The organism is Limosilactobacillus viscerum (assembly GCF_947387525.1).
In the GTDB taxonomy this organism is placed as follows: domain Bacteria; phylum Bacillota; class Bacilli; order Lactobacillales; family Lactobacillaceae; genus Limosilactobacillus; species Limosilactobacillus viscerum.
On sequence record NZ_CANDNW010000012.1, the window covers coordinates 1 to 26245 of the forward strand.

The window sequence follows — 26245 nt, forward strand, 5'->3', positions numbered from 1 at the left end:
CCTGTGTACATAAAAACCGGATGATGAATTGTTCAAAAAATTCATCATCCGGTTTTTATTTTGGACTAGGAGTTTTTTCCCAGCCTCCTCTTTTGGTTTCTAATTTATAAATATCGCGAAAAAAGCAAATTTTACAGACCTAACTTAGCTTTGTGAAATTTGCTTTTAATCATTACTTGACGCTTAAGTTGAAGGTTGGTAAGTCCTGGATGAATTGCTCATATGCTTCCTGCTCGCCAGTTGAGCTTACCTGGCTATTGTCAGCCGTTACCTGGCCACGGTGGAGCGCTTCTTCCGCTACCGTGATTTGGTGCGTGAAGGTGGCGTTCCCCACTAATTCAACCCAGTACCGGCCATCAGTAAAGTGGGCAATTGTTTTGACCATCCCACCTGGATTATAAACCGTGACCGGTTCATCAAAGGCTGCTTGGTCTCCGTGGAGGAGGACAAAAGCAAGCGTGGTTGCGGACATCCCGGTACCGCAGGCGTTTGTAAAACCAACCCCCCGTTCAAATGTCCGAACAAAGAGCTTGTTTGGCCCGAGAATCTGGGCGAAGTTAATATTGACCCCATCACTAAAGTAGGGGTTGTCGCCATTTAAGTATGGACCAAGCTTGCCTAACAGTGGTCCTTCGATTACCTTCTGGCTCACGAAACTGATTAGGTGCGGGTTAGGTACCGCAATTGCGGAAAAGGTAAGCTGGGGAGCCAGTTCAGGAACCATTGTCCCAAGCAAACGGTCATGGCCAAGGTGGTCAAAGGGAAGTGCCTCCTTATTAAAGCGAACCGGGGAAATTTCAACTGCAAATGCAGGAACATGGTCAGCAAAGTCGGCTTCCTTGCGAACCTGGAGACCAGCATTCATGGTGTCGACCTTGAAGTCGGTCAGGTGGTCACGTTCAGCAACATAACGCGCAACTGTCCGCAAACCATTACCACACATCGACGCTTCACTTCCGTCAGCATTAATTACCCGCATTTGGGCGACCGCACCCTTGCGGATGGGATGGTTGACGACTAACACGCCGTCCGCCCCGCCCAGCAGGCCAGTCTCCTGGTCTGTAATTTGGGTAGTTAGTTGACGGAGCTCATCGTCACTTAATTCCTGCTTGAGTTTAGTTTGGTCCAGGATAAAAAAGCAATTTTGTGAGCCGTGAACCTTTAATAATTGCACCATTTTAATTTCCTCCTAATTTGCGAAAAAGCGGTGGTAGATTGCCTGAACGGCCTTATCCGCATCCTTAACGTAGGTTCCAATCATAATCGAGATACGGGAAGCACCCTGGTTAATGATTGGGACCGCGATATTTTCTTCCGTCAGTGGTTCTAGGATATCATTGATTACGCCTGTACGGTTGCGCATTCCTTCACCAACAACCATCGTGATCGCATAGTTATCGATCCATTCCAGCTGGTCAGGGTTAATTTCTTCCTGAATTTCGTTACAAATCACGTCAACCATTTCGTCATCGATCTGGTTCTTATCAAGGATGATGGTAATGTCATCAATCCCTGATGGCATGTGCTCATAAGAAATATCATGACGGGCAAGAATGTTCAAAATCCGCAGGGTAAAACCAGCCTCCTTGTTTAACAGGTATTTGTGCAGGTAGATCGCGGCAAAGTGCTTACCACTAACAACCCCGGTCACAATATCGGCTGGCTGGAAGCCCTTGTCAGGAACGATTAGGGTACCAGGCTTTTCCGGGTGTTGGGTGTTTTTAACGTTAATTGGGACGTTACCCTGGATTGCCGGGATTAGTGCTTCATCATGGAAGACGGAGAAACCGGCATAAGAAAGTTCCCGCATTTCCCGGTAAGTCATCTTTGAAATTGCTTGTGGGTGGTCAACCACCTGGGGGTTGGCAGCATAAATTGCATCTACGTCGGTGAAGTTTTCGTACAGGTCGGCATGCAGCCCCCGGGCAAGGATCGCACCGGTGATGTCAGAACCTCCACGGGAGAAAGTAGCAATATGACCCGCTAATGTTATCCCATAGAAGCCGGGGAAAACCAGTAGTTCGCTGTCATTAAATGAAAAATGATCGAGGAGGGTATAAGTTTCCGGAGTAACGGTAGCGTTATTCGGGGTCCCGGTAACACGGATACCAGCTTCTTCCGGGGTAACGAACCGGGCTTCGTAACCAAGCTGCTGGAGAACAATTGCCATTAAGTTAGCATTTAGGTGTTCACCATGAGCCTTGAATGCAGCCATCAGGTAGCTATCATTAGGAAAGCGCCAGGACGGTAATTCCTTTAGCCGGTCAACTAATGGCTGAAGCTTTTCACTAGGAACATCGAAGTAGTTTGCAATCGCTGTGTAGCGGTCAATGATCTGGTCAACCGTTTCCTGGTAGTCTTCGTTGGCCAACACCTGCTTGGCATAGCGAATTAGAAGGTCGGTTACCTTAATGTCATCGGAATTTCTTTTTCCAGGTGCCGAAGTAACGATTACCCGTCGTTGGGGGTCGGCCGTAATTATATTAATGGCTTGGGCAAAATGTTGACCATCGGCGAGGGATGATCCACCAAACTTAACAACTTTCATTTTTTAAGCACTCCTTCTGGAAAACGCCAACTTTGCTAATTTTCCGCAAATAATTTTAATCGAATTCTAACATGTTTACCGGAAGTTGCAAGTCGGAAGGTATAAAAAAGGTCGAGGATAAACGTTTTACCTCGAATGTCAAAATTAAAGTTAATCATAGTAGATTAATTTTGCTATTGACTTTCTCATGCATTTTTTATAAGCTTAATACAAATCGAAGAGGCGCAGCCAACACTAGTATGCAGATGGAGTTTCTGCCGGATGATGATCTTTGTTGAACAGGGCGGTTGCCGAAGCACTTAACCGGGCAGCGGTTAGGCTAGCTGGGGCGTGATTGAATAAGTCACGGACTGTCGTAGGACGAATATTGAGCCTACGTTGCGCTATCGACAATGAAATGGATATTTGACATCCACTATTTGTTTTGCGCAAATAGTGGATTTTTTTATTGGTCGACTTCCCCGGAACTGAATTGGAGGAATTGATGATGAATGAGCAAATTTCAGCAGATCAAATTAATGCGGAAGGTCACCTGCTAATCGGTGGTTGTGATGCGGTTGATCTGGCAAAGGAATATGGAACTCCCCTTGTTGTTTATGATGTAAGTCAAATTCGGGACCAAATTCGTGCATTCAAGCGGGTCTTTGAAAAGAACCAAGTTGATTATGCGGTCTCATATGCCAGCAAGGCCTTTGCGGCGGTAGCAATGTACCAGGTAGTTAATCAGGAAGGTGCACATGTTGATGTTGTTTCTGGTGGGGAGATGTACACCGCACTGAAGGCGGGGTTCCCACTGGCAAAAGCTAGCTTCCACGGAAATAACAAGTCTTATGACGAGCTGGTAATGGCGGTTAAAAACCACATTGGTGTGGTAGTAATTGATAATTTCCATGAAATTGACCTACTTGGGCAGGTCCTTGATGAACTCGATGCAAACGTCAACGTAATGCTACGGATTACGCCGGGAATTTCAGCGCACACAAATAAGTATATTCAAACGGGGCAGGTTGATAGTAAGTTTGGCTTTGACCTGGAATCAGGTCAGGCAGATGAAGCACTAGAAAAGGTCTTAGCCAACCCCCGGATGAAGATGATCGGGCTCCATGCTCACATCGGTTCCCAAATTTTTGAAGTTGCCGGTTTTGAGGGTGTCGCCAATAAGCTGGTCGCAGTTGCTGACCACTGGCAAAAGAAATTTGGCTACCAGGCCAAGGTAATTAATGTTGGTGGCGGGTTTGGAATTCGCTATGTTAAGAGTGACCAGCCATTACGGCCGGAAGAATTCGTTGATGCAATTATCAAGGCAATCAAGCAGGCCGTTGCCACGACTGACCTCGGGACGCCCGCAATCTGGATTGAACCAGGACGGTCAATTGCTGGTCCCGCGGGGTACAACCTGTATACGGTTGGTTCGCGCAAAGACTTACCCGGTTTGAAACCATATGTAACCGTTGATGGGGGGATGGGTGATAACATTCGGCCCGCTCTTTACCAAGCTCAGTATGAAACCGTACTGGCCAGTGACCCTCATGCGCCACTAAAGGAACATGTTCGCCTGGCCGGTAAGTACTGTGAATCTGGTGACATCTTAAGCCAGGACCAAGCATTGCCCGCTACTAAGCCGAGTGACTTATTGGCAATGCTTGACACGGGAGCATATGGTTACGCAATGGCCTCCAACTATAACCGTAACCCGCGGCCGGCAGTTGTCTTCGCTGAAAATGGTCATTCCCAAGTAGTGATCAAACGGGAAAGTTACGAAGATCTGGTTCACCTGGACCAACCATATGAAGAATATAAGTAATATAAATAGGTAGAAAGAGGTTTTTTTAATGGCAAAATTAGACGCACAAGCAATTATTAACTACATTGGCAATGCACCAAAGAAGACACCCGTAAAGGTAATCCTAAAGGGAAATATCACTAGCCTTAGCTTCCCCGAAGGAATCCAGGCCTTTCCAGAAGATAAGACGGCGACAATCTATGGTGACTGGTCGGTAGTAAAGCCATTTCTTGATGATAATCAGGATGTAATTGAAGACTACCACATTGAAAACGATGCTCGTAACTCAGCGGTACCATTGCTCAACCTAAAGGAAATCAATGCACGGATTGAACCAGGTGCAATCATCCGTGATAAGGTGTTGATTGGCGATAACGCAGTTGTAATGATGGGTGCCATTATCAACATTGGTGCTGAAATCGGTGCAGATTCAATGATCGACATGGGAGCGGTCCTTGGTGGCCGGGCAATTGTCGGTAAACACTGTCATATTGGTGCTGGAACTGTTCTTGCCGGGGTAGTTGAACCAGCTAGCGCCCAGCCAGTCCGTATTGATGATAATGTGTTGATTGGTGCTAACGCTGTCGTTATTGAGGGTGTCCACGTCGGTGAAGGGGCGGTTGTTGCGGCCGGCGCAATTGTAACCCATGACGTTGCACCACACACGATGGTTGCTGGCGTTCCCGCTAAGTTCATTAAGAATGTTGACCAGCAAACTAGCGATAAGACAGCACTAGAAGACGATTTGAGGAAGCTATAAGATGGTTTTATCAGAAGAGAATTTAATTGAGATTCGGCGCCACCTCCACCAGATCCCGGAGTTAGCACTTCATGAGACAGAGACGCATGCCTACCTATTAAAGGTAGTGAAGAGTTTTAACCAGGATTTTTTGGAGATTCGTGAACCACAAGAATTGCCAACGTCACTATTTGTCCTGGTGAAGGGGACCAATCCCCAGCGGACAATCGGCTACCGGACGGATATCGATGCCTTGCCAGTTGAAGAAAAAACGGGACTCCCGTATCGGTCCCAGCACCCCGGTGTGATGCATGCCTGTGGTCATGACATCCACATGACGGTCGCCCTCGGAGTGCTTAACTACTTTAGTGAACACCAGCCAAAGGATAACCTCCTTTTCTTCTTCCAACCGGCAGAAGAAAGTGATTATGGTGGCAAGCGGGCTTATGAAGACGGCCTCTTTACTGGCAAGTGGCGTCCAGATGAGTTCTACGGCTTGCATGACAATCCGGACTTACCAGCAGGAGCAATTGGTTGTCGGATGGGAACATTATTTGCTGGAACGACGGAAGTAAACATCGACTTGCTGGGGAAGGGCGGTCACGCGGCCTACCCCCAGGACGCTAATGATACGGTGATAGCAGCAGCGGCCCTGATTATGCAGGTACAAACAGTTATCTCGCGGAGTATTGACCCGATTCATAGTGGTGTCATTACCCTTGGCAAAATTCGTGGTGGTGAAATCCGCAACGTGATTGCTGGCCATACCCGGATTGAAGGAACTATTCGGGGCCTTACCCAGAAGATGATTGAAAAGATTGATGGTCGCTTAACGGATATCTGTGAAGGGATTGGCCGGAGCTTTAATATGGATGTAAAGCTTGAACTCAACCAGGGTGGCTACTGGCCGGTGGAAAATAGTCCGGAATTGACAAAGTTCTTTATTGACTACATGAAACAGGCAGCAGGGGTTAACTTTATTGAGACGGCTCCGGCAATGACTGGCGAGGACTTCGGCTTCTTATTGGCAAAGTTCCCGGGAACAATGTTCTGGCTTGGGGTTGATGATGATTCACAGCTTCACTCCGCAACTTTAACGCCAAAAGAATCCGCAATTAAGCGGGGCGTTGATGCGATTACCGGTTTCATGGAAGCACGGATGAATAATTAGGCATGGAGGAATAGAAATGAGATTAGCAGATGCAGACTTATTGACAGCAATTGTGACGCCATTTGATGATGCGGGACAAATTGACTTTGCCAGCCTCAAGAAGCTGACTAACTACTTGATTGACCAGGGGAGTAATGGCTTTGTGATCGGCGGAACCACTGGTGAAACTCCAACCTTGAGCCATGATGAGAAGATCAAGCTTTACCAAAAATTTGGCAAGATTGTTGATGGTCGGGTACCGGTGATTGCAGGAACCGGTAGTAATAACACGGCGGAAACAATTGCGTTCACGAATGAGGTTGCGCAAATTCCCGGAATTGACTATGCATTAGTTGTTGTTCCACCATACAATAAGCCCAACCAACGAGGGATGGTGGCTCACTTTACTACCGTGGCGGACCAAGTAAAGATGCCAATTGTGATGTACAACATTCCTGGACGGACCGGTGTAAAGATGGAAGCATCGACGATCATTAAGTTGTCCCACCACCAGAATATTGCTGCTGTTAAGCAATGTGCTTCTCTTGAAGAAATGGAAGAAATCATTGAAAATAAGGATAAGGGTTTTGCTGTCTTTACTGGTGAAGATGCACAGGCATTGACAGCCCGGGTACTTGGTGCCAACGGGGTAATTTCGGTTGCTTCGCACAGTTACGCACCACAAATGCGGCAGATGTACGATGCTCTTTACGATGGTGACTATCAAACTGCCGGGCGGTTGCAACGGTGGTTGACTCCTAAGATGGCGGCACTATTCATGTACCCGTCACCATCACCTGTTAAGGCGGTATTAAATGCTCAGGGCTTTAGTACCGGTAGTTGTCGTTTACCGATCCTGCCACTAAATGAGGATGAACAACGGTCACTGGCTAGTGCCCTGGACCTGCCTGCTGATAAGTTATTGAATAAGCAATTACCACTGAATTTGGGGGAATAAATAATGAAGAAAGTTTTAATTGCTGGTGCTGCCGGTGTAATGGGACAAAAGGCCGTGGCACTGGTCAATGGTTTGCCAGATGTTGAATTAACTGCGGTATTAGCACCAAGCCTGACGGATGACCAACGGGACCAGTATCATCTTCGCCCGGACGTTAAGATTTACCACCAACTAGACCAGGTTCAGGAAGGAATTGCTGACATTTGGGTTGATTTTACCGTTCCTGCGGCGGTTTATGATAATGTTCATTTTGCGATTGAACATGGCTTTGCTCCAGTGGTGGGGACAACTGGTCTGACTGATGAACAAGAGGCCGCGCTGATTAAGGAGAGCAAGGACCGCCAACTAGGCGGGCTGATTGCTCCTAACTTTGGGATGTCCGCTGTCTTGTTGATGAAGTTTGCTAAGGAAGCGGCAAAGTATTTCCCTGATGTTGAAATCATTGAAATGCACCATGCTGATAAGAAGGATGCCCCTTCCGGAACGGCCCTGAGTACTGCCAAATTAATCGACCAGGTACGGCCAAATCATGAGAGTAGCCCCGATGAAGTGGCAACCTTGGCTAATGTTCGTGGTGGTGACTACCATGGCATTAAGATTCATTCGGTCCGCCTGCCGGGTTATATTGCCCACGAACAAGTACTGTTTGGTGGGGCCGGTGAAGCCCTGACAATTCGGCAAGATTCGTTTGACCGTCAATCATTTATGAGTGGGGTTAAGGTAGCACTCGACAAGGTGCTAGACCTCAATAAATTAGTCGTTGGGCTTGAAAATATCTTGTAAGGAGTGATTAGATGCCAACCCTGCCAAACAGCATGTGGTCGATTGTCAATGACCGTGTAAATAGTTTGCCACCAGCACAAATACGGGCTTTTGATGATGAAATTTCGGCGATTCCGGGACTCGTTAAGTTAACGTTAGGTGAACCTGATTTTAACGTTCCGGACCACGTTAAACGGGCAGCAGAGAAGAGTATTGAGGATAATGACTCGCATTATTCGGCTAGCCGGGGGACGATTGAATTACGGCAAGCAATTAGTGCGTACTTACAGCGGACCCGGGGGGTTAGTTATGACCCGGAAAAGGAAATTATTGTTACGGTTGGCGGTACTGAAGCAATTACTGCCACCACTTTTGCCCTCCTTAACCCGGGTGACAAGGTAATCGTGCCGACCCCAATATTTTCACTATACTTCCCAAGTGTATCGCTAACCGGTGCCGAGCCAGTCACCGTTAATACCGCTGCACAAGGATTCTTATTAACTGCAGACCGGCTAGAGGAAGAACTGGCAAAGTATGGTGACCAGGTTAAAGCAGTGGTCTTGAATTATCCTAATAATCCTACTGGTCGTACCTATTCACGGGCAGAATTGACTGCTTTGGCAAAGGTGATTAAGGACCACCAGTTGCTTGCCATTGTTGATGAAATCTATAGTGAGTTAGTTTATGACCAGCCGTTTACCTCGCTCGCAAGCCTAGTTCCTGACCAAACGGTTTTAATCAATGGCTTCTCTAAGTCACATGCGATGACTGGCTACCGCCTGGGATACTTAGCAGCGCCGGCCGAAGTTGTCGACCAGGTTTCAAAGATGCACTCGTTTATGGTTACCTGTGCTAACGATACCGCCCAGGCTGCGGCACTGGAGGCATTGACTAATGGTCAAGATGACCCGGTAGAATTTCGGCAGCACTACCAACAGCGGCGGGACCGTCTCGCTAGTGCAATGAGGAAGATGGGCTTTGAGATTGCCGTTCCTGACGGTGCTTTCTACCTCTTTGCGAAGATTCCGGCAAAATACGGGGATGACGACTTTAAGTTTGCCCGTGAACTGGCCCGCAAAGCAAAGGTTGGTGTTATTCCAGGAAGCGCCTTTGGACCTGGTGGTGAAGGGCATATTCGTTTGTCATACGCCGCCGCCGACCAAAATATTGACCTAGCAATTGACCGCCTCGCAGATTTTATGAAAAATTAATATTTTAATTTAAAGAGGCTCTGTAAGGCTTTACACCGTGTTTACGAGTCTCTTTTATTTTTTAAAACCAACCAATTGTTCGCTATTTTGAATATTAAAATTGTAGGACTAGGCCGGTCAATCGGTCGACTTAATCCAGCTATTTTGTTTCATTGTTTGTTTTTATTTATATATTAAGAAGGTGCGTTCTCGAATGGTTAAGAAAACAAAGCAAAGTCACCAGGTAGGCCATGCGGTTGTGGGGACTCTGGGGGCATTAGGGTTATTAACCCTCACCACCCAAGCGGCCTCAGCTAGTCAGGTTACCGTTAAGCCCGGTGATACTGTCTGGGGGATAGCGCAACAGCATGGTTTAACAACGAAAGCAGTTGAAGATGCTAACCCAACGACGATTAAGAAGATTAGTAACAGCATTGACCTCATCCAGGTAGGGCAAAAGTTAACTCTCCCTGATGGGCATGGTCAAACTACTGCTTCGACTTCGCAGGGAACTAACACGGCTTCAACTTACACCGTCCAAAGTGGGGATACCTTAAGTGGCGTTGCCCAACAGTTTGGTGTAACTACTAGCCAGCTGGCACAGTGGAATCAACTGAGCAATGGTCAGCTTCAAGCGGATCAACAATTGGTTGTTAATGGTCAGCAGACGTCCGTAGTTAATGAAAATGCCAGCCAGACTAACCAGTCGCCGGTACAAGCAACTACTAGTCCGGTCAACCAAACTACACAGTCAAATGTTTACGTAAGCCAAGTTCCAACAACGACGGAAGAAAATGCGGCAGCTTATAATACTGCTACTCCAGATGTTGCAACGCAGGAAACGGTTAGTTACCAGGGGACGCCAGTTGCTAACAATAATCTTCAGGAAACGGCTGATTCCCAACCCGTAAGCGGGAACCAGCAACCGGTAAGTGTGCCAGTGACGAATAATGGCCAGGGTCAATCCACTGGTGTGGCAACTAGCACGCCTAACATTGATTCCCAACCGGTTAATAATACAACCAGCCAGCAGGGACAAACTGCCGTAACTGAGCCACAGCAAAGCACGGCACCCGCAAATAATAATGGTGCAAGTGTTGATAACCAGCTACCGACTACCGGCCAGACTACTACTACACAGCAGCCAACCCAGCCTGCACAACCAACCCAACCGGCAACGGCACCACAAACCCCAACTACGACTACTCCTAGTTCTGACCTTCAAACAGGTTCCGTAGTTAGTTTAGCAACCAAGATTGCTAACTCTAACAGCGTTCCGTATGTTTGGGGTGGTAATAGCCTTAGCGGGATGGACTGTTCTGGTTTCGTTGACTATGTTTATGCCAACGCAGAAAATAAGCAGTTACCACATAATTCAGTTGCATTGGAAAGCTATGTTAACCAACACCCCGTTAGTGAAGCCCAACCAGGAGACATTCTCTTCTGGGGGAACCATGGTAGCACTTACCACGTTGCAATTTATACTGGTAATAACCAGTATGCGGCAGCGGCAAGACCAGGGACAAACGTTTCAATTTACACGTTAAGCCCATACTTTGCACCAAGCTTTGCCGGGACGGTTAAGTAGGTTTAATGAGAATTCTTTCATCAGAAAGTAACTGACTTGTAACGATAACGGGGTTAACTTTTGGCCGCTTTCGTGCTATTTTAGCAATATGCAATTTTAATTGCTTTAAATATTAACTAACCTAGGGAGTGTTTAAAGTGAGTAATAAGCACGAAATCGAAGAAGAATTAGCACAGGCTGAATCGCGCTTAGCAGATCTATGCCAAACGGAATGTAGCAGCCATGCTTATGATAATCAAACGGTAACAATTAACCCCACCTGTGGCAGTGAGATGCAGTCATTACGTGAAGAATGCAGTCAGTTACGGGTGATCTTAGAAGCGATGGAAGCTTCTGAGGACTAAACATTGATGAATTCAAAAAAGCGTGTCAGTGGTAAGCTAGTTTTTAAGCTTATCACTGACACGCTTTTTTGGTTGCCCTAATGCAACTCACGGAACGGGTAGGTAGTCACGTCGACCGTAATATCAATGAACCGGTTTCCCTGGTCCTCCCCATCGGTTTGGCTAAATTCAAGCGATGTCGTTGTGAGGTGGAGGTTATTAGCAGTCAGGTGGTTAGCAAACCGTGATTGCCCTAACTTTCCCCGGTATAGTTGTAATAGCTGCCAGAATGTAATTGGCCATCCCCGCCGTTCAACGGTTAACAGCTCTAGTGATGGCTGGGTAAGGTTGTTGGCTGAGGACAACTTTACGCCACAGTCAAGGTAAGGGTGGTTAGCGATCAGGACAATGTATGCTTTCGGGTATAAAAAGCGGTGCTGTTGCTGGGTAACCATTAATTGGAATGGTTGCTGGTCGTAGATGACGGATAGGGCATGGGAAAGAAAGCTAAACCGCCGCCAGCGAAACTTCTTACGCCGCTTTGCTTTCCGGCTATGACTAAGCAGTGCCGCATCAAAGCCAATCCCGATGCTGTTTAAGAAGTAGCCATGTTGGTTCTTAATTGCATCATTACAGTGGCCAACGATCACCTTTTCAACTTGACTTGCCCCAAGAACTTGTTGCAATGCCTTGTTCGGGTCAAGCGAGATTCCGTAGGCTTGGGCAAAGCGGCTCAAATTACTTGTAGGAATATATGCAAGTGGCAATAGCTCTTTTTGCAGCGAGCGGGCGGCCTTTTCTAAACCGTTTAGCACATCATGAAGCGTCCCGTCACCACCGACAACCACGACCGTCGTGTTGCTTGCTCGCCGTTGTTGGCAAAGGCGCCGGGTAAAATACTCGGCATCAGCGGCCTTCTTGGTTGTTTGCAGGTCAAAATCGACTCCTGCCTGTTCGAATTGTTGTTTAATTGAGCCCCAAACTTCTTTTGCATGGCCGTTACTAGCGGTTGGGTTAAGGATAACTGAATAGTGCATAAGTGATGTTCCTCTATCTACTTGCCCAAAGTGTTGGTTTACTAAAACAACCGGAATTAAAAATCCCGGTTGTTGATGGTCCTAATTTAGAAAGTAGTAATTTTAAAGTTAGGATTTTGCTTTTCGTATTCAAGGGCCTTTTCATCGAGCTGTTCAACATATTCAACGTTGTAATTAGTGTTATGTTCAACCATCAGCAGCGCTTCTGCCTCTGAATCAGCTTCAATGTAAATTGATTGGGTGTTTTCCCGTACAGGCCGTTTAGTGTCATCTGGTTGGAAATATACTTTAAAAGTCATTCTACTAAAAACTCCTTAATAATAAAGATGTTATTTTCAGTGATTTACTTAAACTATTTTAGCACATCTCTGTTTGGCTGTCTTAAGATTTACCAACATGGTATTATTAATTTAAGAAAGAACCAAACGGGGTGTAAGTAAATGAAAATTTTTTGGATCTGTCTAATTGCGGTGATCCTAGTTGCCGGCCTATATGCAATTGTCCACCGGATGCTCATTAAACGGGCAACGATCATGCTGCGGAACAGCGCCCAACAAACAACCGATACGGCGGTTAACCAGAGCCTTCAGGGTATCCTGGGTTGGAATAAAAAGGTGGGTTCGCAACTGGTTGCCGATGTATGGGGAAAAGGGGTCTTAGCATTTGAGTATCATTTTCCCCAGGAAGATGTGGGCCCGTTAACCCGCGACCAGCTTAATACGGCACTAAATGATTATGCACAAGAACACCAGCTAGCGACCGCGGAAGGAAGTAAGGCAACCTTTGTGGTAACGGATTGGTGGCAATACGAGAAAGTCCAACACATTGATGTTGCCTACCTGTTAAATGAGGCAACCAAGGAATATGTTGCCGATTTAAAACGAATTGACCATCAGTAAAGTGAGCCGGAAAGGTTTGGTGATTTGGTTAATTGCTGGAGAAAATATTTTGGATGACTATTATGTGGTATAAAAATGAGACTGGGGAAAATTATTTTTCCCAGTCTCATTTTTTAAGATAGCAAAGGCCTTAGCTAATCATGATTGTATCAGCAGGTGCTTCGAACGGTTGCTTCTTGTTAATGTGGTCGTAGAATAAGACACCATGTAAGTGGTCAATTTCATGCTGGCAGACAATGGCGGGGTAGTTCTTTAAGCGAACCTTATGTGTCTCACCCTTCGTGTCTTGGTAGCGCAAAGTGATCCGGTCATGACGGGGAACGTAGCCGGGTACATCTTTATCGACTGAAAGACACCCTTCACCTTCTGTCAGGGCACCGTACTGGACAGATTCGCTGACGATTACCGGGTTAATAATTACGTCCTTAAATTCTGGATCGCCGCCTTCTTCCGTTGGTGGAACAAGGACCGCTGCCATTTGCTTTGACACGCCAACTTGCGGTGCCGCCAGTCCAACACCGGCCCGCAGCTTATATTTTTCACACAATTCTGGATCCTGACTTACTTCCAGGTATTCCATCATTTTTTTAGCTAATTCCTGGTCCTCATCAGAGAGTGGGAATTCAACTTTTGCTGCCCGCTTACGTAAGACGGGGTCACCGTCGCGGACAATATCTTTCATTAAATACATGTTTCCGCCTCCAAATAAGCTTAATCACATAATAGTCTACCATACCAGTGTGATGATAAGGAAGAATAATCAAATGATCCAGTAATCAGCGACTTTGCCATAAGTGTCGCTAATTTAAAACGAGCAGGGTATAATAAGGTCAGAAACGGATGTGGGGGATCAAAGATGAAAAACCAAACTTATTCATACCCGCTGGACCCTGAATGGACGACTGATGAGATAACAACTGTTATTAACTTCTTCCGGGCGGTTGAAGATGCCTATGAGGTGGGCATTAGTCGGGATAAGTTCCTTAGTTGCTACCGTGCCTTTCAAGGCGTTGCTGGAAGCAAAATGGGTGAGAAAAGGCTCGGCCGGCAGTTTGCTGATGCGTCAGGCTACGAATTTTACCCGCTAGTGAAATTAGCGCAGAATTCTGCAAGTAAGACAATAAAGATGGTTGGCGATTAACAGTGATTGATGAATTAGACAGTAAGATTATTAAATTGATGAAGACGGTTAATGAACGGACACTTAGCCGGATGAATGAACCATACCAGGTTGCAACTAAGACCCACTTTAATGACCTGGTTACTTCAGTTGATAAAGAAAATGAGCAATACATTGATGACTACCTGCGGCGGGTCGATCCGGACTGCCAAATTTTGAGTGAAGAAGGATTGGGCACTAGGGACATCAAGGACGTAGCGGGGCACGTCTGGATTGTTGACCCAATTGATGGAACGTTAAACTTTGTTAAGCAGCGCAACTATTTTGGAATTATGCTGGCACTTTATATTGATGGTCAACCGACCCTCGGTTACATCATGGATAGCAAGAATAGCCGTTTATATCATGGCGGACCTGGTCGGGGCGTTTATGTTGATGACCAGAAAATTGAAGCACCGGGTAACCTTGACCTGCGTGACGGCCTAATCGCAATTAGCAGTCCATTAATCCTGGAAAATGAATATCACCTACCCGCTGTGGCGGAGTCCGCAAGTGGCTTGCGGATGTACGGCAGTGCGGCCATGGAAATGATCGGTATGATTACTGGTGAATTAGTCGGTTATGTTTCCCACCTGAAGCCGTGGGACTTAGCTGCAGGAAGGGCGATGGCAGAGGAATTAGGACTGGTTGTCAAATCAATTGACGGGACCACTCCAGATGTGCTATCATCTAACCTTGTATTGATAGCTACAAGACAAGCTAGCCAAGATATCGCTAAGATAATTGGTTAATTGTTAAAGCTGTGACAAAATAAGTCACAGTTTTTTTATGAAATCAACCCCGAATGAGTGTATACTTATCCAGGAAAATGATAGTAATGAAAGGAAGAATCAAACTTTGAAAACACGTGACGACATTCGCAACATCGCGATTATTGCCCACGTTGACCACGGTAAGACAACCCTGGTTAACGAAATGTTAAAGCAATCTGATACGTTACCAGAACACTTCTCAATTGAAGACCGGGCGATGGATACTAACGCCATTGAACGTGAACGTGGTATCACTATCCTGTCAAAGAACACGGCCGTTAAGTACGGTGACTACCAAATCAACATCCTGGATACACCAGGCCACGCTGACTTCGGTGGTGAAGTTGAACGGGTTATGAAGATGGTTGACGGTGTACTGCTGGTTGTTGATGCCTTTGAAGGTACCATGCCACAGACCCGGTTCGTTTTGAAGAAGGCCCTTGAACAACACTTGACGCCAATCGTTGTTATCAACAAGGTTGACCGTAAAGGTGCTCGTCCAGAAGAAGTAGTTGACGAAGTGTTGGACCTCTTTATCGAATTAGGCGCTGACGAAGACCAACTTGACTTCCCAGTTATCTACACTTCTGCGATGAATGGTACTTCAAGTTATGATTCTGATATTTCTACTCAGGAACACACAATGAAGCCACTGTTTGATACCATCATTAAGACCATTCCTGCACCAGTTGACAACTCTGATGAACCACTTCAATTCCAAGTTGCCATCCTGGACTACAACGACTTCGTTGGCCGGATCGGTATTGGTCGGGTCTTCCGCGGTAAGATTAAGGTTGGCGACACCGTTACCGTGATGAAGCTTGATGGAACTAAGAAGAACTTCCGGGTTACCAAGCTCTTTGGTTTCTTCGGTCTGAAGCGGTTGGAAATTCAAGAAGCCAAGGCTGGTGACTTAATCGCCGTTTCCGGGATGGAAGACATCAACGTTGGTGAAACCGTCACTGACTCAGAACATCCAGAAGCATTGACACCACTGCGGATTGATCCACCAACACTGCGGATGACTTTCCGGACTAACGATTCACCATTTGCTGGCCGGGAAGGTAAGTTCGTTACTGCCCGTCAACTTGAAGACCGCCTGAAGCGTGAAATGCAAACTGATGTTTCACTGAAGGTTGAAGATACCGATGATCCAGGTGCTTGGACCGTTTCTGGTCGTGGTGAATTACACCTTTCAATCTTGATTGAAACGATGCGCCGTGAAGGCTACGAACTGTCAGTATCTCGTCCAGAAGTTATCTACCGGGAAATCGATGGGACCATGTGCGAACCATTCGAAGAAGTCCAAGTTGATACTCCTGATGAATACACCGGTTCAATCATTGACAGTCTTTCTAAGCGGAAGGGTGAAATGAAGAACATGGAGCCTTCACAAAACGGTCAAACACGGTTGATCTTCCTGGTTCCTTCACGTGGTTTAATTGGTTACTCCACTGAATTCATGACCTTGACCCGTGGTTATGGTATCTTGAGCCATACCTTTGAAAAGTACGCACCAGTTATTAAGAACTGGAACCCTGGTCGTCAAAAGGGTACGCTGGTTTCAATGAATGCCGGTAAGGCTACTACTTACGCCATGATGGGGATTGAAAGTCGTGGTAAGTTGCTGATTGACCCAGGTACGGAAGTTTACGAAGGAATGATCGTTGGTGAAAACAGTCGTGAAAACGATATTACTGTTAACATCACCAAGGGTAAGAACCTGACTAATGTTCGTGCGGCTGGTTCTGATGAAATGGCCCACATTAAGACGCCTACCCACCTTTCACTTGAAGAATCACTTGAATTCTTGAATGAAGATGAATACTGTGAAGTTACGCCAGAAAACATTCGTTTACGGAAGCAAATTTTGAACACGAATGCTCGTGAAAAGGCTGCTAAGCGTCGTAAGGCTGCTACACGGAAGTAAATAAATTGTAGGGGGAGAAAAGTTTTCACGCCCTGCTGTTATAATCGCCCTCCAGCTTTCGGGCTCTTTGCCGAATGCTGGAGGGCATTTGTGTTATTAGTGTCGAATGTTTGACCGTGGATCGACGGTTGGGCTTTTAATTAATTAGCTCTGGTTAATAATGTTATAATGAGGTCTGTATTTTTAATGGTTAGGTAGGTGGCAATTATTAAATGAAAAAGTTATCAGTCCGGCGGTTACCATTAAAGAGGGTATGGCATGATATGTGTTATTGTGACTATTACCTTCTTGTGCCATACCTTATTTTGTGCCTGGTAGGGGTGGTAATGGTTTATTCATCAAGCGCGGGGATCGAAATGCAAAATGGGGGTAGTCCTACTGGCTACTTAGTTAAGCAGGCCATCTACGCAATCTTGGGAGTTAGCTGTGTTTTATTCTTTGCTAATTTTTCCCTCCGCCATTTTCGAACGCGCCGTTTTCTAAAGTACTCAACCTTTATTATGTTTTTCCTCCTGGCAATTGTCTTAATTGTCGGACGGGCGGTTAATGGTGCGAAGGGATGGCTGTCTCTTGGGCCGATTAACCTCCAGCCAGCTGAATTTTGTAAGCTTTACTTTATCCTTTACTTGGCTGACCGGATGGATCGTGCCCGGCAACGAGGTACCCACTTCCTTGATTCAAGTGCGGCGGTTGGGCCACTGGTCTTTGCCGCGATTTTCCTGCTATTAATCCTTGCACAGCCAGATACAGGGGGCTTTGCTATCAATGCCTCAATTATTATTGTGATGGTGTTAGCGTGCGATATTAAATGGGGGTACGGAATTGGTGCCATTATCTTTTTCCCGACGGCTGGCTACTTCTTACTAGAAAAGGCAGTTGAAAGCGGGCTAATCCACGGTGGCTACCGTGCGCAACGGTTTATTGCCTTTATGAACCCCTTTGGGAACGCCAGTGGCTCAGGAAGCCAGCTGGTAAACTCTTATTATGCCATCAGTAACGGTGGTGTGTTTGGTGTTGGTCTCGGAAACAGTATTCAGAAGATGGGATACCTTCCTGAACCGAACACGGACTTTATTATGGCGATTACTAGTGAAGAGCTAGGACTGTTAGGGATAACCGCCATTCTCGGCTTGCTTCTTTGCCTAATTTGCCGGATTATTTTGGTCGGTGTCCGCAGCCGGTCACTTTACCAGACATTAATCTGTTATGGTACTGCTACCTTTATGATGGTCGAAACTTTCTTTAATATTGGTGGTGTCCTAGGAATTTTGCCGATTACGGGGGTTACTTTCCCATTCATCTCCTATGGTGGTTCTAGTATGCTTGTCCTTTCCAGTGCGGTGGGGATTATCATGAATATCAGTATGCAGCAGAATAAGGAACAGGTTCAGATGGGACACCCCTTCGTTCAAGTTGAAGGGAGCGATAAGTAATGTTTGAATTAACACCACGGCGGGCACTAATCGTCCGAGTAAATAATAATCGAGCAGTGAGGAGCCTCCGACGCTATGGCTTGGTTCGGTACTACTCACGGCGAATGCATTATGTCGTCCTCTATGTTGATCAGGCGAAGATTGACGAAGTAACGGAGCATGTAAAAAAGTTGCGTGCTGTGCGGACAGTTGAACCCTCTTACCGTCCAGACCTTGATTCGACTTTAACGGACCTAGAGATGACTGGTGTTTACAAATTACACGATGAGGATGATAAAAATTGAGAATTGTATCTGGTAAATTTGGTGGCCGCCGATTAAGTGCTGTTCCTGGAATGGCAACGCGACCAACAACGGATAAGGTAAAAGAGGCATTGTTTAACATCATTGGTCCTTACTTTGATGGTGGCAATAGCCTTGACCTATTTGGTGGCAGTGGTGGCTTAAGCGTCGAGGCTGTTTCCCGTGGCATTGACCAGGCAGTTTTGATTGATCGTCAGTACCAAGCAATCAAGACAATTAAAAAGAACATTGCGGTTACCAAGCATCCTGAGTTATTTCAGGTGTTCAAGATGGATGCAGTCAAGGCGTTGAATGTCTTGGCCAAGAAGGGCTTTCAGTTTAACCTCGTTTTTCTTGACCCACCTTATGCTAAGCAACAGATCGTCAAAAATATGACTGCCATGGCGGAAAAAAAACTCCTCGCTGATGGGGCATTGATTGTTGCTGAAACGGATGAGACGGCAAAGCTCCCACTTGAAGACTGGGATTGTTTTTCCTTCCTTAAACGGCAATCGTATGGTATAACATTTCTAACTATTTATCGTTATAAGAAGGAGCAGTAAGATGAAAGTTGCATTATTTCCGGGTACTTTTGACCCGTTGACACTTGGCCACCTAGACCTAATTAAGCGGGGTAGTGCTCTCTTTGACCAACTAGCGGTAGCGGTGATGACAAACCAGAGCAAGCAGCCCTTGTTCACGATCGACGAACGGGTGGCCCAAATTAAAGAGGCGGTCAGTGGTTTAGATAATGTTTCAGTTATTACCGCCCAGGGGCTAACCGTTGACTTGATGAACAAAATTGGGGCGGACTACTTAATGCGGGGGTTGCGGAACACAACTGATTTTCAATATGAACGTGACATTGCCGCAATGAATGAATTTCTTGACGACCAGTGTGAGACCGTCTTTCTATTGGCTAAGCCGCAATACCAGCACCTCTCTAGTAGTCTCTTGAAGGAAGTAACGGCTGCTGGTGGTGATATTTCTGCGTACTTACCCGCTAATATTAATGAAGCATTACGGAAACGTCTTGAAGAAAAGCAACTAATGCAGGTAGAGAAGGATAATGAAAAAACAAGATAAAAAGGTATTACGCTGGATTGGGGTTGTCTTAGCCCTGGTCCTTTTTGTTGGCTGGGCACTGCTATGGCCACTCAATTCATACATTGAAGGGCCCGGTAATGCTAGTAACCTCCGCTCGTTTGTGAAAATTAAGGGCCATCCGGACCACGGGAGGGGCAGTTTTATGATTACCTCGGTTGCCTTGCAACAGGCAAGACCAGCGACATATGTGATGGCCAAAATGGTCCCATACCTGTCAGTGGAAAAGGCTGATGACGTGACGGGCGGTCAGAATAGTGCCACCTTTGACAAGGTACAGAAGTTCTACATGGATAGCTCAATTAATGAGGCAATTGCGGTTGCTTTCAAGAAAGCAGGCCAACCAGTTAAAAAGAGGTACCTGGGTATTTACGTCCTCCAGGTACAGCCTAATTCACGGTTCAAAAAGGCCATCCATGTCGGTGATACAATTACCAAGGTTAATGGGCGCCACTTTAACACAGCCCAGGGTTACCAAAAATACATTGGGAAGCAAAAAGTGGGTTCACCGTTGACCGTCACCTACCAACGGGGTGGTCAGGAACATACCACAACTCACCGGCTGGTACGATTAACTGGTACCCGTGCTGGGATTGGTATTATGTTGACGAATAACATGAAGGTTACTACTAAACCCAAGGTTAAGGTAGACCCTGGCCAACTGGGCGGGCCATCGGGTGGTCTGATGTTTACCCTTCAAATTTATCAACAAATTAGCGGTCAGGACCTGCAAAAGGGACGGAAGATTGCTGGAACTGGAACGATTGACTCCGATGGCCAGGTTGGTGAAATTGGCGGGATTGATAAGAAAGTTATTGCCGCCCACCGTGCTGGGGCAAAAATTTTTCTTGCACCATATGTCAAGCCAACTAAGCTACTGCTTAAGTATGAGGAAGACCACCAGACAAACTACCAAATGGCAAAGCGGACGGCTAAGAAGTACGCGCCAGGGATGAAGGTAGTACCGATTACTAATTTCAACCAGGCTGTTCATTACCTCCAGTCGACCAACTAGGATAATATTTAAAATGTGACTGAGAAAAAATATTTCTCGGCCACATTTTTAATTTTTACCGTATTTAATAACTAGGAGGGGAGATGAAATGGAAAAACTACGTGAATGGTGGATTGACTACCATTACCAAATCGTAATCGGCTTAGTATTTGTTGTAATCCTCGGGGCCCTGGCTTGGCTGCGGCATGGTGAGCAAACGAGGCAAAGTGAGCCGGCATCATTTAGCACCATGTCATCAGTGAGCAGTTCAACTTCTGTATCTTCGTCAGACCAGCCTAGTAAGGTATGTGTTGATGTGAAGGGAGCGGTAAAAAAGCCAGGGATATATTACTTTAAACGTGGTGCGCGGGTTGCTGAAGCGTTGCGTGCAGCAGGCGGACCGCTTAATAATGCTGAAATGAAGGCAGTGAATCTGGCAAAGGAGTTGGCTGACCAGCAGGTGGTATACGTGCCGGTAGTTGGTGAACAAGTTCCAGCAGCGGCAAGCAGTAGTGACGCGAGTCTTAATGGTACCGATAATGGAAAATCAACAATAAACCTAAATACTGCTAGTAAGGAGCAGCTATGTCAAATTAACGGAATTGGAGATAAAAAAGCAGACATGATCCTTGAGTATCGTCAACAGCACGGGCAATTCAAATCGGTTGACGAGTTGATGCAGGTTGACGGCTTTGGTGAAAAAACCGTTGCAAAGCTGAAAGATCAAGTTGCCGTCTAAGTATTTGGCTATTAATAATTATTTGCTATACTAAACGTAATATAAGGGAGTGATTTGATGAAGCAAAGAATTGATTGGGATCAGTATTTTATGATCCAAGCGGCATTATTAGCATCACGGAGCACCTGTGAACGACTTTCCGTAGGGGCAGTGCTGGTTCGTGATAAGCGGATTATCGCCGGCGGGTACAATGGTTCCGTTGCCGGTGATGATCATTGTATTGACAAGGGGTGTTACCTCCGTGACGGTCACTGTGTGCGGACCATTCACGCGGAGATGAATGCCATCTTGCAGTGTGCTAAGTTCGGTATTTCAATGGATGGAGCAAGTCTGTACGTGACAGACTTCCCTTGCTTGCAGTGCACTAAGAGTCTGCTTCAGGCGGGAATCCGTGAGATTAACTATATCCGTAATTACCATAATGATGATTACGCAATGAAGTTAATCCAGCTAAAACATGTTCGCTTACGCCAAATCAAATTAGACGACAATATTCTGGATGAAGTCCACCTGGATCAATATATTGATCCCCAGGCGGCCAATAAGTAAATCCGTCATTATTGGGTATTTCCGGCGCTCCTTGCCGGAATTTTTGCAACGGTTGTCATTAATCCGCACCCGTTAATAATCCTTATCGGTGGTTGGATGACCTGGCGAGTGATTCGCTTAGAAAACCGCCGAGTACTGTTAACGTCAATTATCGCAGTAGGGGTCGTAAGCCTAATTGCGGTAATTCGTTGTCAATCGGCTGACCACCAAAGGCTTTCTTCTGCTGTTGATTGTAGGCAGGTCCTGCTGGTGATGCCGGATGAGGTTAGGACTAACGGGGCCTTGGTGTTCGCAACTGGTCTTAGTCAGTCTGACCACCAGCGCGAAACGATTACCTACCGGGCCAAAAGCAAGGAAGAATTAGAGCAAATTCAGTCACTGAAATCTCCTTCCTTATGGCGGGTAACTGGTACTCTGCAGCCGATTATACCAGCGACTAATGAGGGACAATTTGATTCACGTTTTTATTACCAGCAGCAACGAATCTTTAATGAGTTACGGATAAAAGAAATTGACGCGATTCAGCAGGTAAAGCCACGAGGAATTCGCCAGCAGTGTCACCAGCTACGGGCAATGCTAATTCGGTACTTTTCAACAATGCCACAGCCACTGACTGGTTACTGTCGGCAACTGATAGTGGGCGATAATACGGTTAATAATGATGAATTGACTAGTGCAGTTCGTCGGCTTGGGATTATCCACCTCTTTTGCATTTCCGGGATGCACATTATTTTATTGGTGAATATTATCCAACTAGTGGGTACCTACCTATGGCTTGAACGGGAGACACTAGATTGGCTGTTAATCATTATTTTACCGCTGTACCTCATTATTGGCGGTGGCTCAACCAGCTTGGTGCGGGCAGTTTTGATGATGGAAGTCTCACTTACGCACCGGTTATTAAAGGTCGATGCGCTTGATGGGTGGGCAATTAGCTTACTGCTTGGCCTTGCCTGGAACCCGTATCTTTTATTTAACCTTGGTGGTCAATTAAGCTACCTCCTTTCGCTAACATTGCAAGTGCTTGCGGGGGATATTCGCCCCTTTAAGCAGTGTTGGCTATTGGGATTGCTTAGTCTTCCATCAATCCTTTGTCACGTATATGAGTTTCATGTGCTTAGCCTGGTGGCAAGCTTTGTGATGATCCCTGTCTTTTCAACGGTTATTTTCCCACTAGTCTTAATTAGTGCAGTTATTTATTCCTTGTTGCCATGGATCGGTAGCTTTGCTAATACCATCCTCGTGATTTTTCAACGACTCCTTAATGTGTTGGCAAGTCTTCCGGGGGAGGTCAGCTTTGGTAAGCCTAGTCTATGGTGGGCCCTGGTTCTTTTTACCATGACCATTTGGCTTATTGAATGTGAAAGCCGGAAACGTTATTGCCAGCTTTTTACGTTATATTTAATTTGCTTTACCCTAATTCACTTTCCACTTCATGGTGAGGTAACATTTGTTGATATCGGTCAGGGTGATAGCATCATCGTTAAGACGCCTTTTAATCGTCGGGTATACTTAATTGATACTGGTGGCAAACTAACTTTTCGGCAACCTGCGTGGGCGCAGAGCAGTTTTACAAGTGACCTTGCGCACCGGGCAACAATTAATTATTTAAAAAGCCAGGGGGTTAATCGGCTCGACACCATTTATCTTAGTCACCATGATGCTGACCACATTGGTTACTTACCGACATTCTTGCAGGAGATGAAGGTGAAGCAGGTTGTTGTGCCCGCGGGAATGGAGAAGCAGGCGGCCTTTTTACGAAAAGTGGCTGGCTGTCCATTTAACGGGCAAGTGCTCGGGGTAACGGACCAGTCGCCGGCAATCAATCGTGAGCTAAGGGTTTTACACCCCTTTACGGTTGGTGAAGGCAAAAATGAGGACTCATTAGTGGTGACGGGGCGGTTTGGTGGTCGTCTATTCTTGTTTACCGGTGACCTTGACCGGCAGGGGGAATTAGCAATTCTCGCTAAGTATCCTAGTTTACGGGTCGATGTGTTAAAACTAGGACACCATGGTAGTCGCACTGCTAGTGATCCGCACTTCTTAACTCAATTGCAGGTTAAGTATGCGATTATTTCGGCGGGACGGTTTAACCGTTATCACCACCCAAATGATGAGGTGGTCGATGAGCTGAAACAAGGACGGATCAGTACGCTTTCAACCCAGCAATATGGGATGATAAAATATAAGTATTATGGAACACACGGCCGTTGGCTGACGAAACTAAAGGGGGATGAAATTCGGTGGACGTTACCGAACTCACTAAACAGTTAAAACAAAAAGCGCCAGCAATGATATACCTAGTTTTAGGAACCCAGCAGGTATTGCAGCAGGCTGCGTTAAATAGCTTTCTTTCAATTATCCCGGCAGACCAGCAGGTGATGAACGTTGGACGGTATGATATGGAAGTAACACCGGTTGCCAGTGCACTCGATGATGCGATGTCAGCGCCTTTCTTTGGCGACCGACGCTTGGTAATTATTAACAAACCTTACTTTCTTACCAATGAAAAGGGAGCCAAGGTAGACCACGACCTTGACTCGTTACTGCATTATTTACAACACCCGGAACCGGCGACAACCTTAGTATTTCTTGCACCGTACGAAAAACTTGATGGCCGTAAAAAAATCGTTAAAGAGTTAAAGAAGGTTGCGGTTACCGTTAGTGCCGCACCGCTTAACGAACAACAGGCCCGTCAGCAGTTAGCTAACCAGTTACGGACGGAGGGATTTTCGATTGAAGACCAGGCACTTGATGAACTGGTTCAACGGACGAATGCTGACTATGGGTTGATGGTCGCTAACCTAAGCAAGCTTAAGATCCTTGCTTACCAAGAAAAACTAATCACGGTAAAAATGGTCCAAGATTTGGTACCACAGTCACTTGATGATAATGTGTTTGACCTGGTGACTACGGTCTTACAACATAACCAGGTGACATCACTGGAATTATATAAGCAGCTCCTGGAAGGGCAAAAACAGCCGCTGCAGATTAATGCGGTATTAGTAAGCCAATTCCGCTTATTGATTCAAATTAAGGTACTAGCAAAGCATGGCCTGAGTCAGGGAAGTATTGCCAGCAAGCTAAGCGTACACCCATACCGGGTTAAACTAGGTTTGCAAACGGTCCGGCGCTTTACTTTGTTAGACTTAGAAAATGCTTATTTGGGGCTCGTAGGAATTGAGAAGTCGCTGAAGACGACCCAACGGGACCCTGAATTACTGTTTCAGCTCTTCTTACTCCAATATTCACGAGCGGTCTGATTTAATTTAAAAAACAAGAGACTAGGAAGAAAATAAACCTTTCCTAGTCTCTTGTTTTGTATGTATGTTTTTAGAAAGAAAAAAGGCAACTCAGATAAGTTGCCTTAACAAATCTCATTACTTGTTGTAACGAGCTGACAGACGAGACTTATCCCGTGCTGCTTTGTTAGCCTTGATAAGACCCTTTGAGTGGGCACGGTCAATTGCTGAAATAGCATCCTTGTATAACTTGTCAAGGTCGCCTTCACCAGCAAGCTTGGCCTTGTCGAACTTCTTGATAGCAGTCCGCATATGGCTTAATTGGGAAGCGTTACGTGCTTCGGCCTTTTCACTAGTCTTAACACGTTCGATCGCTGACTTAATAATTGGCATGAGTTTCACCTCCGTTACCCAGTATTCAGTTGACCAGAATTTTCAACATTTGTCATTATACAAAAGACTCGCCGCCAATGCAATAGTTTAACCATAATAGGAGTGGATTGGAGAGAAAGTATTGCAATCTGGGCGAAGATGCCGTATATTGTTAAAGACCGCGTTTGCGGCATTGCCTCTTCTCAGTTTGACGATCCTCACCGACGTCGTACTTAGAACTAGGCAGATTTAATTATTGAAAGGTGGGAAATTGATCATGGCTCTTTCAAAGGAACGCAAGGATCAAATCATTAAGCAATTCGCAACTCATGAAGGTGACACTGGTTCTACTCAAGTTCAAGTCGCTGTTTTAACTGCTGACATCAATGAACTGAACGAACACCTTCGTACTCACAAGCATGATTACCACTCACAACGTGGTTTGATGAAGAAGATTGGTCACCGTCGTAACCTGTTAGCTTACTTACGTCGGACTGACCTTCCTGCTTACCGTGAATTGATTAAGGAATTAGGTTTACGTCGTTAATCTTAATTCACGAAAAGGTATTCCAGTTTTCGCTGGGATACCTTTTTTATTTGTTTGGTTTCCATTGTTAATATTGAATGTGGTAAGATATTAATAGCTATTTTTGGACGAAATAAATTCTCTTTGTTGATTAACTTAAAAAGAG

The 26245-nt window shown here is 45.9% G+C and carries 28 protein-coding genes and 1 riboswitch; of the genes, 22 read left to right on the forward strand and 6 right to left on the reverse strand.

The window, feature by feature from the left end:
- Nucleotides 1–172: 172 nt before the first annotated feature.
- Nucleotides 173–1177, reverse strand: coding sequence for a diaminopimelate epimerase (gene dapF, locus QOS07_RS04800; RefSeq protein ID WP_283587863.1), 1005 nt, complete (start codon nt 1175–1177; stop codon nt 173–175).
- Between the two features lie 12 nt (nt 1178–1189).
- A complete protein-coding gene (locus tag QOS07_RS04805) occupies nt 1190–2548 on the reverse strand; it encodes an aspartate kinase (protein ID WP_283587864.1) in 1359 nt (452 codons plus the stop codon).
- Between the two features lie 209 nt (nt 2549–2757).
- Nucleotides 2758–2943: riboswitch (Lysine riboswitch) on the forward strand.
- Between the two features lie 92 nt (nt 2944–3035).
- On the opposite strand from QOS07_RS04805, the gene lysA reads away from it, so the two are divergent.
- From lysA to QOS07_RS04845, 8 genes are all read left to right on the forward strand, one after another.
- A complete protein-coding gene (lysA, locus tag QOS07_RS04810; protein WP_283587906.1) occupies nt 3036–4352 on the forward strand; it encodes a diaminopimelate decarboxylase in 1317 nt (438 codons plus the stop codon).
- Between the two features lie 28 nt (nt 4353–4380).
- Entirely contained in the window at nt 4381–5091 is a 711-nt protein-coding gene (dapD, locus tag QOS07_RS04815) for a 2,3,4,5-tetrahydropyridine-2,6-dicarboxylate N-acetyltransferase (protein WP_283587865.1), read from the forward strand.
- Nucleotide 5092: 1 nt separating this feature from the next.
- Nucleotides 5093–6241 (forward strand): N-acetyldiaminopimelate deacetylase, encoded by a 1149-nt coding sequence (locus QOS07_RS04820; RefSeq protein ID WP_283587866.1) that lies wholly within the window; start codon nt 5093–5095, stop codon nt 6239–6241.
- Nucleotides 6242–6257: 16 nt separating this feature from the next.
- The gene (dapA, locus tag QOS07_RS04825; RefSeq protein WP_283587867.1) at nt 6258–7178 is read left to right on the forward strand and encodes a 4-hydroxy-tetrahydrodipicolinate synthase; all 921 of its coding nucleotides are present in this window, start codon (nt 6258–6260) and stop codon (nt 7176–7178) included.
- A 3-nt stretch (nt 7179–7181) separates the two neighbouring features.
- Nucleotides 7182–7961 carry a 4-hydroxy-tetrahydrodipicolinate reductase gene (gene dapB / locus QOS07_RS04830; RefSeq protein ID WP_283587868.1) on the forward strand — a complete coding sequence of 260 codons (780 nt, stop codon included), beginning with the start codon at nt 7182–7184 and terminating at the stop codon, nt 7959–7961.
- A gap of 11 nt (nt 7962–7972) precedes the next feature.
- Nucleotides 7973–9151, forward strand: coding sequence for an aminotransferase class I/II-fold pyridoxal phosphate-dependent enzyme (locus QOS07_RS04835; RefSeq protein ID WP_283587869.1), 1179 nt, complete (start codon nt 7973–7975; stop codon nt 9149–9151).
- Nucleotides 9152–9344: 193 nt separating this feature from the next.
- A complete protein-coding gene (locus QOS07_RS04840) occupies nt 9345–10718 on the forward strand; it encodes a C40 family peptidase (RefSeq protein WP_283587870.1) in 1374 nt (457 codons plus the stop codon).
- 137 nt (nt 10719–10855) lie between these two features.
- Nucleotides 10856–11062 (forward strand): hypothetical protein, encoded by a 207-nt coding sequence (locus QOS07_RS04845; RefSeq protein ID WP_283587871.1) that lies wholly within the window; start codon nt 10856–10858, stop codon nt 11060–11062.
- 77 nt (nt 11063–11139) lie between these two features.
- Here QOS07_RS04845 and QOS07_RS04850 read toward each other — a convergent pair whose 3' ends face one another.
- Entirely contained in the window at nt 11140–12078 is a 939-nt protein-coding gene (locus QOS07_RS04850; RefSeq protein WP_283587872.1) for a diacylglycerol/lipid kinase family protein, read from the reverse strand.
- Nucleotides 12079–12164: 86 nt separating this feature from the next.
- A complete protein-coding gene (locus tag QOS07_RS04855; RefSeq protein ID WP_283587873.1) occupies nt 12165–12377 on the reverse strand; it encodes a DNA-directed RNA polymerase subunit epsilon in 213 nt (70 codons plus the stop codon).
- Nucleotides 12378–12518: 141 nt separating this feature from the next.
- On the opposite strand from QOS07_RS04855, the gene QOS07_RS04860 reads away from it, so the two are divergent.
- A complete protein-coding gene (locus QOS07_RS04860; protein WP_283587874.1) occupies nt 12519–12977 on the forward strand; it encodes a hypothetical protein in 459 nt (152 codons plus the stop codon).
- A 130-nt stretch (nt 12978–13107) separates the two neighbouring features.
- On the opposite strand, the gene def is transcribed toward QOS07_RS04860, so the two are convergent.
- Nucleotides 13108–13668: a peptide deformylase gene (def, locus tag QOS07_RS04865; RefSeq protein ID WP_283587875.1), complete on the reverse strand. Its 561-nt coding sequence runs from the start codon at nt 13666–13668 to the stop codon at nt 13108–13110.
- A gap of 165 nt (nt 13669–13833) precedes the next feature.
- Here def and QOS07_RS04870 point away from each other — a divergent pair, with 165 nt between their 5' ends.
- The 12 genes from QOS07_RS04870 (at nt 13834) to holA (ending at nt 25202) form a co-directional block, all read left to right on the forward strand.
- The gene (locus QOS07_RS04870) at nt 13834–14118 is read left to right on the forward strand and encodes a UPF0223 family protein (protein ID WP_283587876.1); all 285 of its coding nucleotides are present in this window, start codon (nt 13834–13836) and stop codon (nt 14116–14118) included.
- A 2-nt stretch (nt 14119–14120) separates the two neighbouring features.
- The gene (locus tag QOS07_RS04875; RefSeq protein WP_283587877.1) at nt 14121–14888 is read left to right on the forward strand and encodes an inositol monophosphatase family protein; all 768 of its coding nucleotides are present in this window, start codon (nt 14121–14123) and stop codon (nt 14886–14888) included.
- Between the two features lie 106 nt (nt 14889–14994).
- On the forward strand, nt 14995–16839 hold the full coding sequence (typA, locus tag QOS07_RS04880; RefSeq protein ID WP_283587878.1) for a translational GTPase TypA: 1845 nt from the start codon (nt 14995–14997) through the stop codon (nt 16837–16839).
- Nucleotides 16840–17051: 212 nt separating this feature from the next.
- Nucleotides 17052–18272 (forward strand): FtsW/RodA/SpoVE family cell cycle protein, encoded by a 1221-nt coding sequence (locus tag QOS07_RS04885; RefSeq protein WP_283587879.1) that lies wholly within the window; start codon nt 17052–17054, stop codon nt 18270–18272.
- Nucleotides 18272–18556 (forward strand): YlbG family protein, encoded by a 285-nt coding sequence (locus tag QOS07_RS04890; protein ID WP_283587880.1) that lies wholly within the window; start codon nt 18272–18274, stop codon nt 18554–18556. Before QOS07_RS04885 ends, QOS07_RS04890 begins: the two co-directional genes overlap by 1 nt.
- Nucleotides 18553–19116: a 16S rRNA (guanine(966)-N(2))-methyltransferase RsmD gene (gene rsmD, locus QOS07_RS04895; RefSeq protein ID WP_283587881.1), complete on the forward strand. Its 564-nt coding sequence runs from the start codon at nt 18553–18555 to the stop codon at nt 19114–19116. The genes QOS07_RS04890 and rsmD overlap by 4 nt, the downstream gene beginning before the upstream one ends.
- A gap of 1 nt (nt 19117) precedes the next feature.
- Complete coding sequence (gene coaD, locus QOS07_RS04900) at nt 19118–19639, forward strand: pantetheine-phosphate adenylyltransferase (protein WP_283587882.1); 522 nt, start codon at nt 19118–19120, stop codon at nt 19637–19639.
- Complete coding sequence (locus tag QOS07_RS04905) at nt 19623–20672, forward strand: SepM family pheromone-processing serine protease (protein ID WP_283587883.1); 1050 nt, start codon at nt 19623–19625, stop codon at nt 20670–20672. Before coaD ends, QOS07_RS04905 begins: the two co-directional genes overlap by 17 nt.
- Nucleotides 20673–20760: 88 nt before the next feature.
- A complete protein-coding gene (locus QOS07_RS04910) occupies nt 20761–21390 on the forward strand; it encodes a helix-hairpin-helix domain-containing protein (RefSeq protein ID WP_283587884.1) in 630 nt (209 codons plus the stop codon).
- 57 nt (nt 21391–21447) lie between these two features.
- Complete coding sequence (locus QOS07_RS04915) at nt 21448–21939, forward strand: ComE operon protein 2 (RefSeq protein ID WP_283587885.1); 492 nt, start codon at nt 21448–21450, stop codon at nt 21937–21939.
- Nucleotides 21940–24213 carry a DNA internalization-related competence protein ComEC/Rec2 gene (locus QOS07_RS04920; protein WP_283587907.1) on the forward strand — a complete coding sequence of 758 codons (2274 nt, stop codon included), beginning with the start codon at nt 21940–21942 and terminating at the stop codon, nt 24211–24213.
- Entirely contained in the window at nt 24183–25202 is a 1020-nt protein-coding gene (gene holA, locus QOS07_RS04925) for a DNA polymerase III subunit delta (RefSeq protein ID WP_283587886.1), read from the forward strand. The genes QOS07_RS04920 and holA overlap by 31 nt, the downstream gene beginning before the upstream one ends.
- Nucleotides 25203–25319: 117 nt before the next feature.
- Here holA and rpsT read toward each other — a convergent pair whose 3' ends face one another.
- Nucleotides 25320–25574 carry a 30S ribosomal protein S20 gene (gene rpsT, locus QOS07_RS04930; protein ID WP_283587887.1) on the reverse strand — a complete coding sequence of 85 codons (255 nt, stop codon included), beginning with the start codon at nt 25572–25574 and terminating at the stop codon, nt 25320–25322.
- A gap of 256 nt (nt 25575–25830) precedes the next feature.
- Between rpsT and rpsO the strand changes: the two genes are divergently transcribed.
- Nucleotides 25831–26100 (forward strand): 30S ribosomal protein S15, encoded by a 270-nt coding sequence (rpsO, locus tag QOS07_RS04935; RefSeq protein ID WP_003711721.1) that lies wholly within the window; start codon nt 25831–25833, stop codon nt 26098–26100.
- Nucleotides 26101–26245 lie beyond the last annotated feature (145 nt).

Coding starts and splice junctions, on each gene's coding strand:
- dapF (WP_283587863.1), bottom strand. CDS start 1,177: ATGGTGCAATTATTAAAGGTTCACGGCTCACAAAATTGCTTTTTTATC.
- dapB (WP_283587868.1), top strand. CDS start 7,182: ATGAAGAAAGTTTTAATTGCTGGTGCTGCCGGTGTAATGGGACAAAAG.
- QOS07_RS04850 (WP_283587872.1), bottom strand. CDS start 12,078: ATGCACTATTCAGTTATCCTTAACCCAACCGCTAGTAACGGCCATGCA.
- dapA (WP_283587867.1), top strand. CDS start 6,258: ATGAGATTAGCAGATGCAGACTTATTGACAGCAATTGTGACGCCATTT.
- QOS07_RS04805 (WP_283587864.1), bottom strand. CDS start 2,548: ATGAAAGTTGTTAAGTTTGGTGGATCATCCCTCGCCGATGGTCAACAT.
- coaD (WP_283587882.1), top strand. CDS start 19,118: ATGAAAGTTGCATTATTTCCGGGTACTTTTGACCCGTTGACACTTGGC.
- rpsO (WP_003711721.1), top strand. CDS start 25,831: ATGGCTCTTTCAAAGGAACGCAAGGATCAAATCATTAAGCAATTCGCA.
- lysA (WP_283587906.1), top strand. CDS start 3,036: ATGAATGAGCAAATTTCAGCAGATCAAATTAATGCGGAAGGTCACCTG.
- QOS07_RS04910 (WP_283587884.1), top strand. CDS start 20,761: ATGGAAAAACTACGTGAATGGTGGATTGACTACCATTACCAAATCGTA.
- QOS07_RS04915 (WP_283587885.1), top strand. CDS start 21,448: ATGAAGCAAAGAATTGATTGGGATCAGTATTTTATGATCCAAGCGGCA.
- def (WP_283587875.1), bottom strand. CDS start 13,668: ATGTATTTAATGAAAGATATTGTCCGCGACGGTGACCCCGTCTTACGT.
- QOS07_RS04890 (WP_283587880.1), top strand. CDS start 18,272: ATGTTTGAATTAACACCACGGCGGGCACTAATCGTCCGAGTAAATAAT.
- QOS07_RS04855 (WP_283587873.1), bottom strand. CDS start 12,377: ATGACTTTTAAAGTATATTTCCAACCAGATGACACTAAACGGCCTGTA.
- QOS07_RS04860 (WP_283587874.1), top strand. CDS start 12,519: ATGAAAATTTTTTGGATCTGTCTAATTGCGGTGATCCTAGTTGCCGGC.
- QOS07_RS04835 (WP_283587869.1), top strand. CDS start 7,973: ATGCCAACCCTGCCAAACAGCATGTGGTCGATTGTCAATGACCGTGTA.
- QOS07_RS04905 (WP_283587883.1), top strand. CDS start 19,623: ATGAAAAAACAAGATAAAAAGGTATTACGCTGGATTGGGGTTGTCTTA.
- dapD (WP_283587865.1), top strand. CDS start 4,381: ATGGCAAAATTAGACGCACAAGCAATTATTAACTACATTGGCAATGCA.
- QOS07_RS04840 (WP_283587870.1), top strand. CDS start 9,345: ATGGTTAAGAAAACAAAGCAAAGTCACCAGGTAGGCCATGCGGTTGTG.
- QOS07_RS04885 (WP_283587879.1), top strand. CDS start 17,052: ATGAAAAAGTTATCAGTCCGGCGGTTACCATTAAAGAGGGTATGGCAT.
- rpsT (WP_283587887.1), bottom strand. CDS start 25,574: ATGCCAATTATTAAGTCAGCGATCGAACGTGTTAAGACTAGTGAAAAG.
- QOS07_RS04870 (WP_283587876.1), top strand. CDS start 13,834: ATGAAAAACCAAACTTATTCATACCCGCTGGACCCTGAATGGACGACT.
- QOS07_RS04820 (WP_283587866.1), top strand. CDS start 5,093: ATGGTTTTATCAGAAGAGAATTTAATTGAGATTCGGCGCCACCTCCAC.